The organism is Streptomyces sp. NPDC021224 (assembly GCF_044332905.1).
Classification (GTDB): domain Bacteria; phylum Actinomycetota; class Actinomycetes; order Streptomycetales; family Streptomycetaceae; genus Actinacidiphila.
This window is the reverse complement of record NZ_JBIRPW010000014.1, coordinates 163,517-177,606: the sequence shown is the minus strand read 5'-3', so window position 1 is coordinate 177,606 and position 14,090 is coordinate 163,517. Positions and strand designations below refer to the sequence as shown.

The following is a 14,090-nucleotide window of genomic DNA, read 5'->3' as shown; positions in this document are numbered from 1 at the left end:
GGGCGCGGTCGTCCCCGGGGTGCCGGGGCCCGGCACCGGGAGGCACCGTACGCCACCGCTTCCCGGCGGGACGGTCAGTCAATGGGCGAGCGCGGCGACCCCGGCCTGCGCGAACGTCTCGTCCTGCGTGCCGGACGGGGCGCCCGCGACACCGATGCCCGCGACCGGGGCGCCCTTGGCCGTGGCCGGCGCGCCGCCCGCGAGGAAGAGCGTGCCGGGGATGTCCTTGAGCGTCGGGGCCTGCGCGAGGCGGGTGGCCAGCTCGGAGGTGGGGGCGTTCCACGACACCGCGGTGAAGGCCTTCTCCTGCGCGGCCTGGTACGACTGCGGTCCCGCGCCGTCGCCGCGCAGCGTGACCAGGGTGTTGCCGTTGCGGTCGACGACCGCGACGGAGACGTGCTGGTGCGCCTTCTCGGCCGCGTCCAGGGCCGCCTGCGCGGCCTTCGTGGCGGCGGCGACCGAGAGGTGGTCGGTCTGCACGACGGCTCCGCTGCGCGCGTCCGCCTTCGGCGCCGCGGCCGCAGCCGCCTGCGTCGCCGCCTCCGGTGAGGACTTCGGTGAGGACGCGCTCGCGGACCAGGCGCCGACGCCGCCGATCACGACCGCGGCGACGGCGCCGGCGGTGAGCACGCGAGTACGTGTCGAGACCTTCTTGACCTGCTGCATGACGGGTGTCTCCAGGGATCGGGGGCTTCGGAGGAGCCGCCGGACCGGCGCTCCGCAATCCATCGTCGGCGCGGGCGGCCCGCTCCCCCGTCGTCGTCCCGGGCCGACGCGGCGGACCGGGCGGAGGACGCCCGGGTCGTCCGAACGGATGACCCCGACCGCCTCGGGGGCCCGCCACCATGGAAGTGTTTGTCCTGTTCGGAGGGCCCGGAAGGGCCCCAGCCCGGTGCGGAAGGCGGTACGGGGTGCGCACGAGCGACGAGCCCGCCGCCGCGGACGCGCGCCGGCTCGCGGCGGTCATGCACGTGACGTTCTTCGTGCTGCTCGCCGCGTCCATGGCGCGGTTCGTGCAGCGGCACGGCGGCGAGGCACGGGTGTGGCCGGTGGTCGCGCTGGCCGTGCTGCTCGCCGTCCTCTACGCGGCGGGTGTGCGCCGGATGCCGCGGGCGCTGCCCCGCGTACCGGTGCCCTGGCCGCCGGTGCGGCAGCTGCTGTGGCTGGCCGCGGTCGTCGTGGTGTGGGCGGTGCTCGTGACGCTCGCGCCGAGCTTCGCGTGGGTGGCGGTGCCGCTCGTCTACGTGGCGCTGCGCACCCTGCCGGGCGCGGCGGCCTTCGCGCTGGTCGCGCTGCTCACCGTGCTGGTGACCGCCGCACAGCTGGCCCTCGCACCGCGCTTCGACTTCGACCTGCTGGTCGGCCCCGCGGCCGTCGTCGCCTTCACCACCGCCGTCTTCGTCCTCATGCAGCGCCAGGACGCCCGGCAGCGCACGCTCATCGACGACCTGGTCCGTACCCGCCGGGAACTGGCCGCCACCGAGCGGCGGGCCGGGACCCTCGCCGAGCGGCAGCGGCTGTCCATGGAGATCCACGACTCGCTCGCCCAGGGCCTGTCCAGCCAGCGGATGCTGCTGCAGGCCGCCGAGCGCACGTGGGACACCGAGCCGGACAAGGCGCGCGGCCACGTCCGCACCGCCGCGTCGATCGCCGAGACCAGCCTCGCCGAGGCCCGCCGCTTCGTCCGCGACCTCGCCCCCGCCGGGCTCGCCGCGGGCGGCGGACTGCCGCGGGCGCTGCGCGAGCTGGCCGAACGGGAGAGCGGCGGCGGGCTCGCGGTGCGTGTCCACGTCGACGACCACACCGGGGCCGCGCCGCCCGAACGCGCGCAGTCGGCGCTGCTGCGGATCGCGCAGGGCGCGCTGGCCAACGTCCGCGAGCACGCGGGCGCCGCGACGGCCACGCTGACCCTCACCGTCCTCGACGACCAGGTGGTGCTGGACGTCGCCGACGACGGTCGCGGCTTCGACCCCGCCGCGCTCCCGGCCGCCCCCGCCGGGGAACGCGGCCACGGCCTGCCCGCCGCCCGCGCCCGGCTGCGGCAGCTCGGCGGCACCCTCACCGTCGACTCGGCGCCCGGCGCGGGCACCGTCCTGACCGCCGCGATCCCCCTGGAGGAGCCCCGGTGACCGCCACTGCCCCGCCGCCGCCCGTGCGGGTCCTGCTCTGCGACGACCACGCCGTCGTACGGGCCGGGCTGCTGGCCCTGCTCGACAGCGCGCCCGGCATCGAGGTCGTCGCGGAGGCGGGCACCGGCGAGGAAGCGCTCGCGCAGGCGGCCCGGCACCGTCCCGACGTCGTGCTGATGGACCTCCAGCTCGGCCCCGGCATGGACGGCGTGACCGCGACGCGCCGCCTCACCGCCGCACCCGGCAGCCCGCACGTCCTCGTCCTCACCACGTACGACACCGACGCCGACGTCACCCGCGCCATCGAGGCGGGCGCGACCGGCTACCTGCTCAAGGCCGAACGCCCGGAGGAGCTGTTCGCCGCGATCGGCGCCGCGGCGCAGGGCCGCCCCGCCCTCTCCGCTCCCGTCGCCGACCGTGTGATGGCCCGCATGCGCCATCCCCACCCGTCCCTCACCCCCCGCGAACGCGACATCCTCACCCACCTCTCCCGCGGCCTCCCCAACCGCGACATCGCCGCCGCCCTCTTCATCGGCGAGACCACCGTGAAGACCCATCTGCGCCGCATCTACGACAAACTCGGCGTGAGCACCCGCGCGGAGGCGGTCGCGGTGGCGAAGGAGCAGCGCCTGCTGCCCTGACGCCGCGACCCGGACCCGGCTCGGAGCCGCGCGGATGTGTCAGCCGTCGGCCGTACGGTCGAGGACGGCCAGCTCGTGTGCGACCTGGTCGGCGTCGGACAGGCGGTGCTGGGACGTGAGGAGGGCGCGGGCGCGGGACAGGGCGGCGCGGGCCTCGTCCGTGCGGTGCCGGGCGAGGAGGGACTCGGCGGTGTGGCGGAGGACGTCGGCCTCCAGGTGGCTGTGGCCCTGGGCGCGGCAGATGGCCAGCGCCTCGCCGTAGTACGCGACCGCGAGGTCGTGCTCGCCGCGCCGGTGGGCGATGCAGCCGAGGCTGTCGAGGGTGCTGGACTCGCCGAGCTGGCGGCGGTCGGCGGGGTGCCGGCGCAGCAGTGCGAGGGCGGCCAGGCAGTCGGCGCGGGCCTCGGTGTGGTCGCCGAGGCGGGTGCGGAGCCAGCCGACGGCGTTGAGGGCGCGGGCCTGGCGGTAGGTGTCGTCCAGGGTCCGGAAGATCTCCAGTGCCCGCAGGGCGTGTTCCAGTGCGCGCCGGTCGTCGCCGTGCCGCTCCCAGGCGCCGCCGAGGCTGTGGTGGATCTCGGCGCGGGCGGGGCCGTCGCCGGCGCCCCCGGTCAGTGCCAGGGCGCGTTCCAGGTGGCGGAGGGCGTCGCCGGTCCGGCCGAGCAGGGCGCACGCGTCGCCGAGCATCTGGTGGGCGCGGGCGTGCAGGGCGGGCACGCCGAGTCCTTCCGCCGCCTGCGCGGCGAGCCGCCACATCGCCGCCTGGTCCGCGTAGTACCCGCGGCTGCGGTGGTAGGGGTCCAGCGCCCACGCGAGCCGGCAGGCCTGGACGTCCCACCCGTGCGCGCGCGCCGCCTGCTGGGCGGCCACGAGGTTGGGGTGCTCCGCGTCGAACCACGCCATGGCCGAGGCCTGGTCGTGGGGCGCTTCGGGGTCGGGACGGCCGGAGGCCCGGTCACCTGGCACCGGCCCGTCGGGGGCGGGGGCGGCGGGCAGCGGGAGCGGGGGGTGGTGGGGGGCGAGGGAGCGGGCGGCCGTGCTCGCGGCCTCCGTGCGGTGGTCGACCAGGCGGCGGATCGCCGCCCGCCGCTCCGCGGGGGTGCCGTGCGTGCGGGCGAGTTCGGTGGCGTGCAGGCGGAGCAGGTCGTGCATGCGGTAGCGCTCGGGGGCGTGCCGCCGGACGAGGTGGGCGTGGTCGAGTTCGCGCAGCAGCGCGCGGGCCGTGGCGGGCGGCAGGCCGAGCAGGTGGGCGGCCGCGGCGGGCGTGATGTCCGGGCCGGGGGCGGTGCCCAGCAGCGCGAACGCGTGGGCGGCCTCCCGCGACAGGGCCCGCCCGGACCACGACAGTACGGCCCGCAGGTCGGCGTGCGGCTCGCCGCCGTCGAGGGCGTCCAGTCTGCGGGTGTCGTCGCGCAGTTCGTCGGCCAGGGCCGTGAGCGGCAGGCCGGGGTGGGTGGCGGCGCAGGCGGCGGCGATACCGAGCGCGAGGGGCAGGCCCGCGCAGCAGGTGACGAGGTCGGCCGCCGCGCCGGGCTCGGCGTCCAGCCGGGCGCGGCCCAGGCGGCGGGCGAGCATCTCGTAGGCGTCGGGCGCGGGGAGTTCGCCGAGGGCCAGGGGCCGGGCGCCGTGGGCGGTGATCAGGCCGGTCAGCCGTCGTCGGCCGGTGATCAGCACGGTGCATCCGCTGCCGCCGGGCAGCAGCGGGACGACGTGCTCCGTGTCGGGCGCGTTGTCCAGCAGGACGAGCATCCGGCGCTCCGCGGTGAGGCCGCGGTAGAGCGCGGCCTGCGCGTCGGGCCCGGCGGGGAGGGCGGCCGGTGCCACGCCCAGCGCGGCGAGGAAGCCGCGGACCGCGGCGGCCGGGTCCACGGGCTGCCCGGTGGGGTCGAACCCGCGCAGGTCCGCGTGGAGTTCGCCGTCCGGGAAGCGGTCACGGCGGGTGTGCGCCCAGTGCAGGGCGAGCCATGTCTTGCCGATGCCGCCCATGCCGCCGATCGCGCAGATGCCGCCGGGGCCGTCGCCGAGAGCGGTGTCCAGCAGAGCGAGTTCGCGGGCCCGTCCGGTGAAGAGCGCGGGCGGGGGCGGCAGTTGGCGCGGCGCCGGGTCCGTGTCGGCGGCGACCGGGGGCGGCCCGCCGTTCCTCGTCCGGCGGGCCGCCTCCTCGACCCGGTCCCGGGCGGTGGCCAGGGCGCGCTGTTCGGCCGGTGTGGCGCCGAGGAGTTCGAGCAGTCCGTCGAGCCGGTCGGTGGGCGGCAGGGTGCGGGCGGTGAAGTACTCGGCGATCGCCGTCTGCGACCACCCGGTGCGTGCGGCCAGCTCGCGGTAGGTCAGCGGGCTGTCGTGGCGGCTGCGCGCGTGCCGGCGGCGCAGGTCCCGTAACAGCAGGGCGAGTTCGTCCGGCGTCCGGACCGCCGCGGCGGCCTCGGCCACCGGACCGGCCGGGTCCGGCGGGGGCTGCCTCATCCGACGTCCTCTCCCGTCCCGTTCCCCGCGGGGCGCGGGCCCGAACACCGTGGGCGGGCGGCAGCTTACCGCCGGGCGGCGCCGCCGGGGCCGGTACGCGGACCTTCACAGGTCCGGTGGGCCCGTAGCCCCGTCGCCGACGCCCGCCCGCACCGAGGGCCGCTCCCCGTTCGCCGGTCTTCGGCGGTCTTCGGCCGTGCACGGAAGCCGCGGCCGCCTCCGTGCCGCGCGGGCACCATGGGGCGGCGCGTCCGCGCGGCGGGTCGCCGTTCGCGGCGCCGGGGTCAGGCCCGGCGGCGCGGGCGTGACGGCGGCCCGCGGGCGGGCGCCGCACGTCCGCACCCCCCACTCGCCAGGGCGCCGCCGCGCGCCCGGAAGGACAGGACGTCCCCATGAACACACGAAGCACCGCCGCCCGGCTCGTGGCGCTCGGGTCGGCGACCGCCGCCGCCCTGCTGCTCGCGGCCGCGGCGCCGCAGTCCGCCTCGGCGGAGACGACGCGCACCCTGAACCTCGCCCTGAGCTGCTCCTACGGGCTGCCGTACGGGCTGAGCGTCGACAACGGCTCCGGCTGGTACTACCCCGACGGTTCGAGCTACGCGTCCGGCGGCGTCAAGTACTTCACCGTCCAGATCCCGGCGAGCGCGAGCTCCCTCGCGATCAACACCGGTTTCTGCGAGACCGACCCGCAGACCCCGATGTGGGAGGGCAACCGCTACACCATCACCCCGGGCACCTCCACCATCAGCGCGAACGGCTACTGCCTGGACGAGTACGTGTACCCGGGCCCGTTCGTCCGCTACTGCTCCGTCAGCGGCCTGACGTACAGCTGAGCGCGTACGGCTGCGGCCCGCCCCCGGGTACGGGAGCGGGCCGCAGACGTTCTCGGGCCGTTTTCTCAGCGGCCGGCCGGGTGTCCGGCGTGCGGAGCCCGGACCGTCAGTGCGACGGGCAGCGGTGCGACGCCGTGGAGCGCGTCGGTCTCGAAGCCGAGCGACCCCGCGTAGGTGCCGGGGCGCTCGCCGGTGAGCCGGACGGTCACCGTGACGGAGCGGCCCGCCGGGACGGTGACGGTGCTGCGGCTCAGCCCGAGCCACGGCAGGTGGACGGGGGCGGGCCGGTCGTAGCCGGTCAGACGGGAGGAGCCGCCTGGGGAGCCGTCCCCGCTGACCCCGCCGACCGTGTAGAAGCCGGTGGCACCGGCGGCGTAGTACTGCGCCGAGGGCAGGTCGGGCAGCTGGGCCCACCAGTCGGCGGCCGGGTTGTAGGCGAAGACGCGGGTGCCGGCGTCCTGGCCGTTGTCGACGACGCCGCCGGCGACGACCAGTTCTCCGTTGGCCGTGGCCACCGCCGCGGCCTGGGCGTCGACGGGGAGCGCGGCGATCCGGTGCCAGCGGTTCGCCGCCGGGTCGTAGGCGAAGGCGTCGGTGGTGGCGGAGTCCGCGGTGACGCCGCCCGCGCAGTACAACCGGTCGCCGACGGCGCCGCACTGGACGCCCACGACGGGTTCGGGGTAGTCGGCGGCCTTGCTCCAGGTGTCGGTCGCCGGGTCGTAGACGGCGACGGTCGCCGTATGGAGTCCGTCGGTGGTGAGGCCGCCCACGGTGTAGATCCTGCTGCCCAGCACCGCCGTGGCGCCCAGGATGGTGTACGGGCTGGGGGCCGCCTCCGTCCAGGTGTCGGTGGCCGGGTCGTAGACCTGGGTCGCGGGCTGGATGGTGAGCAGCGGTCCGACGCCGCCGGTGACGTAGAGCTTCCCGCCGACGAAGCCCGAACCCGCCTCGGCGACGGGGTGGGGTGCGTCGGCCTTCCGCTGCCACGCGCCCGCGGCCGGGTCGTAGGCGTAGAAGGTGTTGGTGACGTCCTCCGCTCCGGCTCCGAGGCCCGCGTAGACGACGCCCCGGTACGCGCCCGCGACGCCCAGCACGGACGGGCCCGGGAGGTCGGGCACGCCGGTCCAGGCCGGTGCGGTGGCCGCTGTCGCGGTGGGCGTGGCCGTCCGGCTCACCCGGCTGCCGTAGGGCGCGGCGACCGGCGTGGTACCGACACCGTGGCCGGCCTTCACCGCCGCCGCGAGGGTCAGGGCGGGCAGTTGCGCCGTGCCCTGCCGCAGCGGCACCGCCCCGCCGGTGGCGCGGGTGGCGGCCACGGCGGTCGCGGCGGGGCCGTCCGCCGCGAACTGGCCGATGCGGACGGTCGCGGGGCCGTCCCCGGTGTTGCTGAGGGTGAGCTTGCGGGTGGCCGTGCCGTGCGGGCCCACGGTCGCGTCCAGGTCGCCGCGGACGGTGATGTCGCCGTTGGCCAGGGCGAGATCGACCCGGGTGACCGTGTCCTGCGCGAGCTTCACCGTGACGCGCGCCGGGTCGTAGTAGGTGAGCGAGCCGGTGACGGTGCGGCGGCCGGTGGCCGGGGAGAACAGCCAGTAGGAGGCGCTGGAGCCGCTCGCGGCGGGCGTCCCGGTGGCCGCGGTCGCACCCGCGGTGGTGCCTTCTACGGCGACGGCCACCCCGGCGAGCGGCTGCCCGGTCCGCTGTCCGGTCACGTCACCGGCGACCAGCCCGCCCTTGTCGAGGCGCAGCCACGCCTGGGCGAAGGAGACGTCGGCGACGTCCCACCAGCCCACGACGGTGTTGGTGTAGCGGAATCGGATCTGTACCGGCCGCTCGTGCCCGGCGGCGGGAATCACGGTGTGCTGCTCCCCGGCGGCCTCCCCGTCGTCCGACCAGACGGTCTGCCAGGTCGCGCCGCCGTCGGCGGTCCAGTCGACGGTCGCGCGGCCGCCCGCCTGGTTGGTGCGGAAGGACAGCAGCACGGCCCGGTCCGCGGGTTGCGTGGTCACGGGGGTCAGCAGTACGGCGTCGCGGTCGCCGCGGGAGATCGCGGACGCGAAGCCGAGCGTGGGGTCGTTCGTCCAGGTGGACGGGCCGCCGGCCGGGTGGAAGGTCCAGGGCCCGCCCTGTGCGCCGGTGGTGCTCCATCCGGCCGGGGCGCTGTCGGTGGTGAACTTCTCCGTTGCGGTGGTCAGGGTCCGCTGCGTGTAACCGGGCGCGGAGCCGTCGGAGGCGAGCAGCTGCGCGTCGAGTCCGATGTCGCGCACCGTGTCGCCGGAGCCGACGTCCACCCGCACGTCGCGCGGGGCGTAGCCGGGAAGCGCCGCGCTGACGTGCAGTGTGTAGCTGCCGTCCGCCGGGACCCGCACGGAGTAGGCGCCGGTGTAGAAGTCACCGGCGAAGGGCGCCGTCTCGGACCCGTCGTCCAGGGCGATGGTGGAGCCGAGCGGCCAGCCGTGCCCCGAGGCGTCCGTGACCTTGCCGTGGAGCGTGACCATCGTCCGGCGGGCGAGCGTGAAGTCGCCGGTCGTGGTCACTCCCTCGGTCACGGTGGCGGTGTACGAGGCGGACGTCCATCCGAAGTCGGTCGCGGTGACGGTGTAGTCGCCGGCCGGCAGCGGGAGGCTGTACGTCCCGTCGCCCCGGGTGGTGGTGCGGCCGGCGCCCGCGCCGGCCGCGGACACCCGCACGCCGCCGAGCGGGGTGCCAGCCGCGTCGGTGACCGTACCCGCGAGTGTGCCGAAGGCGCTCCCGGTGAGCGCGCCGGTGCCGTTCGGGGTGCCGAGGCCGGTGGGGCCGTCGTAGCCGGGGCCCGCCGTGCACAGGTAGGCGGTGGTGCACGAGCCGTTGGAGCCGGAGACGACGTCGTTGAGGTCGCCGGTCCGCGCGTAGGGGAAGGTGTTGGGCCGGGCGTTGCTGGCTATCGGCCCGGCCAGCGCGTAGACGGCCGCGACGACGGGCGCCGCCACGCTGGTGCCGCCGTACTGCGCCCAGCCGTCACCGCTGCTGCCGTACGTGTCGTAGACCGCCACGCCGGTGTGCGGGTCGGCGACGGCGGAGATGTCCGCGACGGCCCGCCGGGGGCAGCCGCCGTCCGTCTGGAAGGACGGCTTGGGCACGTACGCGGAGCAGCCGGAGCCCGCGCCCGACCAGGCCTTCTCCGACCAGCCGCGCGCGGAGCCGGCGTCCCGGATGAGCGCGGTGCCGCCCACCGCGGTGACCGCGGGTGCCGCTGCCGGGAACTGCACGCCGTAGCCGTCGTCGCCGGTGCTGGCGACGACGGCTACGCCCGGGTGGTCGTAGTGGGCCGTGGCGAGGTCGGCCTCGGTGGAGTTCTCCGGGCCGCCGTAGCTGTTGGAGATGTACGTGGCGCCGAGCGCCGCCGCCTCGTCCACGGCCGCGGCCAGGTCCCCGAAGGCGGCGGAGTCGGCCTCGACCAGGAGGATGTCCGCCTCGGGGGCGATCGCCGACACCATGTCCAGGTCGAGCGCGATCTCGGTGGCCCAGCCCGCGTCGGGGGCCGGGTAGTGGTTGCGCGAACCGCGCTGGTCCACCTTGGTGAACTGGCCCGGCTGGAGCGCGGGCAGACCGAACTGCGCCCGGTAGACGGCGAGATCGGCCTCCGCGGTGGGGGCGTCGAAGGCGTCCACGATCGCGACGGTCGCGCCGCGCCCGCCGCCCGCCGGGAGATCGTAGGCGCTGAGCAGATCGGCGGGGCCGTAGCCGTTCGGGGCGGCGGCCGCCGCCTTGACGCCCGTGCCCGCGGCGGTGCCGGCGACGCGCTTGGCGAAGCAGCGGGCAACACCCGCCGTCCGGGGGGCAGCGCAGGAGGACGTGACCGCGCCGGTGGGCCGGGGGGCACGCGAACCGGGGGCGGCGGACGAGTGGACGGTCGTGCCGGAGGGCCTGCCCGCGCTGTCGGGGGCGGGGGGCGTCGCCGGGGCTGTCCCCGCGGCGGTCGCCGGCCGCTGCGCCACGGCCTCGGCTGTGCCGAGGGGGCCGGCGCCGGCCGCGGCGAGTGCGGCCGCGAGGAGGACGCCGAGGGCGCCTGCGGCGCGGCGCCGGCGGGGCCGTCCGCCGGGTGGACCGGCCGTGCCGCGGAAGGGGGAGGGAATGCGCACCTTGCCACCAATGTGGTCGGGGCGGCCGGGGTCGCCGCCGGTCGGATCCTTGTGGTGTGTGAAACCGGGCAGTCGGAGTCGACTCGCGGCAGCGATGCTTCTCGCCGGTGATCACGCAGGTCAAGAGCGCTCTACGCCACTGTCGTAAAGTGCTATTGCGACAGCGGGATTTGCTGCCAGACTCGGCGGATGCTCACCGTCCTCGGCCTGACCGACGCCGAACAGGCTCTTTACGAGCTGCTGTTGGCCCGCCCCTCGGTCACCGAGGCCGAGCTGGGACCGCTGCTGGAAGCCGCGCGGGCGCAGGCGGGCCCCGGCACGGGCGCCGGTACGCAAGGGGCTACGGCAGCGCGGACGGAGGACCCGGGCACGGGCGCCGCGCCGGGTGCGGCGCCCTGGGCCGGTTCCGCACCGGGCACCGCCGTACGGGCCAGGCTGCGGCGGCTGGAACAACTGGGCCTGCTCGCCCGGCTCCCCGAGGACCCGCCGCGCTACGTCGTGGCCCCGCCGGGCGAGGCCCTGGACGAGGCGCTCATCGCGCGGGACCGCGAACTGGCCGCCGCCCGGCGCCGGGTGGCCGAGCTCACCGCGCGGGCCGCCCGCCCCCCGACCGTCACCGACCCGCTCGACCTGGTCGAGATCGCCCACGGCCCGGAGGCGGTGACCCGCTGGCACGACCGTCTCCAGCGCGGCGCGCGCAAGGAGATCAGGGCCTTCGACTCGCCGCCGTACATCAACGACCACCACGCCAACCCACTGGAGCTGGAGCAGCTGCGGCGCGGCATCCGCTACCGCGCGATCTACGACCGGCGCGCCCTCGGCCTGCCCGGCGGGGTCGCCTTCCTCGACGACTTCACCGCCGCGGGCGAGATCGCCCGGGTCGTCGACGACGTGCCCATCAAGCTGGTGCTGAGCGACGAGCCGCTGGCGATGCTGCCGCTGCGTGAGGCGGCGGCGCGCGGTGCCTGGCTGATCGTGCACGGCTCCGTGCTCTACGACGGGCTCTCCGCGCTGTTCGAGACCTACTGGGAGCGCGCGCTCCCGCTCCGCTTCGCCTCCGGCCGCGGGGACGGGCCGCGCGACGGGCCCTCCCTCCTGGACCGCGCCCTGCTGACACTGCTCACGGCCGGCCACACCGAGGACGCCATCGCCGAGCACCTCGGCTGGCACAAGCAGACGGTGCGCCGCCACCTGACCGACCTGATGCGCCGCCTGGACGCGACCTCGCGCTTCCAGGCCGGCTACCAGGCGGTGCGCCGCGGCTGGCTGCGACCGGACGACGAGGCGCACCCGTCCGCGGAAGCCGCCGCCCTCGGCGCGCCCGCGACCGCTCCCGGCGGACCGCGCGGCGCCGCCGGCGTCCGCCCGCACGGCGCCACTCCCGGAGGTGCCGCCCGTGCCGGCCGCTGACGACCGCTACGGGTCCGGCGGCCGCCCCTCCCCCGGTGACGGCGGCACCGGCGACGGGGCCGGAGGACAACTGCGGGCGCTGGGTGTCGGTGCGGCCGAGGAGGCGGCGTACGAACTGCTGCTCGTCCACCCGGCCGCCTCCGCCGCCGAGCTCACCGCCTTCTGGGACCGCCCCGAGGACCTCGGCGCGACGCTGGTGGCGCTGGAGCCGCTGGGCCTGGCCACCCGGCTCCCCGGGCCCTCCCCCCGCCACCGGCCCGTGCCCCCGGCGCTCGCCCTGGGCGGGCTCGTCGCCGAGCACGAGGCGCGGTTGCGCGCGGCGCGCGACCACCTGGCCGAGCTGACGGACCGCTACCACCGGCAGCAGGCCGTCGCACCGGATCCCGACGTGGTGGTCGAGGTCGTCACGGGGCGCGACGCCGTGTTCCAGCGGACGGCCCAGGTGCAGTGGCGGGCGGCCGAGCAGATCCGCTGTCTGGACGACGCGCCGCGGCCCCCCGGCCCCCTCTCCGAGGATCTGCGGCTGCTCGGCCCCGGCGTCGTCTCCCGGGCGATCTACGGGAGTTCGGCGATGGAGCGGGCCGACGCCCTGAGCGGCGTCGAGCGGCTGGCCGCCGCGGGGCAGCGGATCCGCGTGCTGCCCGCCGTACCGATGCGGCTGTACCTGGTGGACACGCAGGTCGCGGTGGTGCCGCTGCACCACCCGGAGAGCGGCGGGGGCCCCGGCGGTCTGGACGCCGTCGTCATCGTGCACCCCTCGATGCTGCTGGACGCGTTGTCGGGGCTGTTCGAGAGCCTCTGGGACCGCGCCCTGCCGCTGCCTCTCGCGGCCGGCGAACCACGCGAGACCCCCGGGACACCGTCGCCCGCCGCCTCGGTCGCGGAGGACGCCAGGCTGCTGTCACTGCTGCTCGCGGGTCTGACGGACAAGGCGAGCGCCCGGCAGCTCGGCGTGAGCCAGCGCACCGTGCAGCGCCGGGTCGCCGCCCTGCTGGACACCCTCGGCGCCCGCACCCGCTTCCAGGCCGGCGCCCGCTTCGCCCTCCACCGCCTCCCGCTTCCGCCCCCGTCCCCGGACCGGCCCGGCGGTCCCCGGCCGTCCGGCTGACGGGCGGCGGGCGAGGCCCCGCCCGGGGCATCCCGTCGCCCGCGGGTGTCGATGTGCGGCCGTCCCGTTCGTCGTTGCTGCGGGCCCGGGTTTCCGGGTCGTCGGTGCGGGACGGACGGAGGTCGCGGGATGGCGGGGCGCGTGCAGGGGGCAGGGACGGGCGGGAGCGGGAGGTGGCCGGCGACGGCCGTGTTCCTCCTCAACGGGCTGACGCTGTCGACGTCGATCGCGCGGCAGGCCTCGCTGAAGAGCGAGCGCCACCTGAGCGACGGCCAGGTGGGGGTGCTGGGGCTGCTGTTCGCGGTGGCGGCGATCGTGGCCATGCAGTTCGTCGGGCCGCTGGTCGCCCGGGTGGGGAGCAGGCCGGTGCTGCGCGTGTCGCTCGTCGTCATGCCGCTGCTGCTGGCCCTGGTCGGCCTGTCGGGCGGCTTCGGTGCGCTCGCGGCCGCGAACACCGCGCTCGGCGCCGTGCACGGTACGACGGACGCGGCCATGAACGCGCACGCCGCCGCCGTGGAGCAGCGCACCGGGCGGCGGATCCTGAGCGGCTGCCATGCCGCGTGGAGTGTCAGCGCGGTCGTGGCCTCGCTGGCGACGGCGGGGCTGTCCCGGGCCGGGGTGAGCCTGACCGCGCACTTCGTGGGCGCGGCGGCGGTACTGGCCGCCGCCGGGCTCGTGCTCGGCCGGCTGCTGCTGCCCGCCGCGGCCGACCGTGCCCGGCCGGGCGGGGACGTCGCCCGGCCGGACGCGGGCCGCGCGGGGCGGTGGAGCGCGGCATTCGTCGTGCTCGGGCTGACCGGAACGGCCCTGATGGTCTGCGAGGGCGCCGCGCTCGGGTGGGGGCCGATCTTCCTGCACGACGCCCGCGGTGTCCCGGTCGGCCTCGCCGCGACGGCCGTCACCGCGTACGCCGCGGGGCAGACCGCCGTCCGCGTGGTCGGCGACCGGCTGGCCACCCGCTACGGCGCCGCGCCGGTCTTCCGCACCGGCGGGCTGGTCGCCGTCGCGGGGCTCGGCGTCGCCGTGCTGACCGCCGAGCCCGTCACCGCCGTCGCCGGGTTCGCGGTGATGGGCGCGGGGATGTCGGTGCTGCTGCCGCTGGCGTTCAGCGCGGTGGGCCGGACGGAGGGGGTGAGCGCGGCGACCGCCGTCTCCCGCTTCACGACCTTCACCTACGCGGGCGTCCTGCTCGGCCCGGCGGCCGTGGGCTGGGCCGCCGAACTGGGCGGTCTGACCCGCACCCTGGCCGCGCTGCTCCCCGTCCTGCTCGCCGTCGCCCTGCTGACCCGGCTGCCGGAGCCCCGCCCCGTACCGGGGACCGCCCCCGCGGACACCGGCGCCACGGTGACGGCCGCGGGGCGCTGAGGGTGGGAGGCTTGCCCGGTGCCGCG

The 14,090-nt window shown here is 77.1% G+C and carries 9 protein-coding genes; 6 read left to right on the top strand and 3 right to left on the bottom strand.

What is annotated here, in order from left to right; translation table 11 throughout:
• Positions 1 to 78 precede the first annotated feature (78 nt).
• Positions 79 to 666 (bottom strand): heme-binding protein, encoded by a 588-nt coding sequence (locus tag ACH4PY_RS28660; protein WP_398189039.1) that lies wholly within the window; start codon positions 664 to 666, stop codon positions 79 to 81.
• A 299-nt stretch (positions 667 to 965) separates the two neighbouring features.
• Here ACH4PY_RS28660 and ACH4PY_RS28655 point away from each other — a divergent pair, with 299 nt between their 5' ends.
• Together ACH4PY_RS28655 and ACH4PY_RS28650 are read left to right on the top strand one after the other, a co-directional pair.
• Positions 966 to 2,129 (top strand): sensor histidine kinase, encoded by a 1,164-nt coding sequence (locus ACH4PY_RS28655; protein ID WP_398189134.1) that lies wholly within the window; start codon positions 966 to 968, stop codon positions 2,127 to 2,129.
• The gene (locus ACH4PY_RS28650; RefSeq protein ID WP_398189036.1) at positions 2,126 to 2,770 is read left to right on the top strand and encodes a response regulator; all 645 of its coding nucleotides are present in this window, start codon (positions 2,126 to 2,128) and stop codon (positions 2,768 to 2,770) included. Before ACH4PY_RS28655 ends, ACH4PY_RS28650 begins: the two co-directional genes overlap by 4 nt.
• A 39-nt stretch (positions 2,771 to 2,809) precedes the next feature.
• Here the strand turns inward: ACH4PY_RS28650 and ACH4PY_RS28645 are convergent, their stop codons facing one another.
• A complete protein-coding gene (locus tag ACH4PY_RS28645) occupies positions 2,810 to 5,230 on the bottom strand; it encodes an ATP-binding protein (protein ID WP_398189033.1) in 2,421 nt (806 codons plus the stop codon).
• Positions 5,231 to 5,622: 392 nt separating this feature from the next.
• Here ACH4PY_RS28645 and ACH4PY_RS28640 point away from each other — a divergent pair, with 392 nt between their 5' ends.
• The gene (locus tag ACH4PY_RS28640; RefSeq protein WP_398189031.1) at positions 5,623 to 6,063 is read left to right on the top strand and encodes a hypothetical protein; all 441 of its coding nucleotides are present in this window, start codon (positions 5,623 to 5,625) and stop codon (positions 6,061 to 6,063) included.
• Positions 6,064 to 6,128: 65 nt separating this feature from the next.
• Here the strand turns inward: ACH4PY_RS28640 and ACH4PY_RS28635 are convergent, their stop codons facing one another.
• Entirely contained in the window at positions 6,129 to 10,181 is a 4,053-nt protein-coding gene (locus tag ACH4PY_RS28635; RefSeq protein ID WP_398189028.1) for a carboxypeptidase regulatory-like domain-containing protein, read from the bottom strand.
• Between the two features lie 189 nt (positions 10,182 to 10,370).
• Between ACH4PY_RS28635 and ACH4PY_RS28630 the strand changes: the two genes are divergently transcribed.
• From ACH4PY_RS28630 to ACH4PY_RS28620, 3 genes are all read left to right on the top strand, one after another.
• Positions 10,371 to 11,591 (top strand): LuxR C-terminal-related transcriptional regulator, encoded by a 1,221-nt coding sequence (locus tag ACH4PY_RS28630; protein WP_398189026.1) that lies wholly within the window; start codon positions 10,371 to 10,373, stop codon positions 11,589 to 11,591.
• Positions 11,578 to 12,699, top strand: a complete 1,122-nt coding sequence (locus ACH4PY_RS28625; protein WP_398189023.1) for a hypothetical protein — start codon at positions 11,578 to 11,580, stop codon at positions 12,697 to 12,699. Before ACH4PY_RS28630 ends, ACH4PY_RS28625 begins: the two co-directional genes overlap by 14 nt.
• Positions 12,700 to 12,888: 189 nt before the next feature.
• Positions 12,889 to 14,064 carry an MFS transporter gene (locus tag ACH4PY_RS28620; protein ID WP_398189020.1) on the top strand — a complete coding sequence of 392 codons (1,176 nt, stop codon included), beginning with the start codon at positions 12,889 to 12,891 and terminating at the stop codon, positions 14,062 to 14,064.
• Positions 14,065 to 14,090 lie beyond the last annotated feature (26 nt).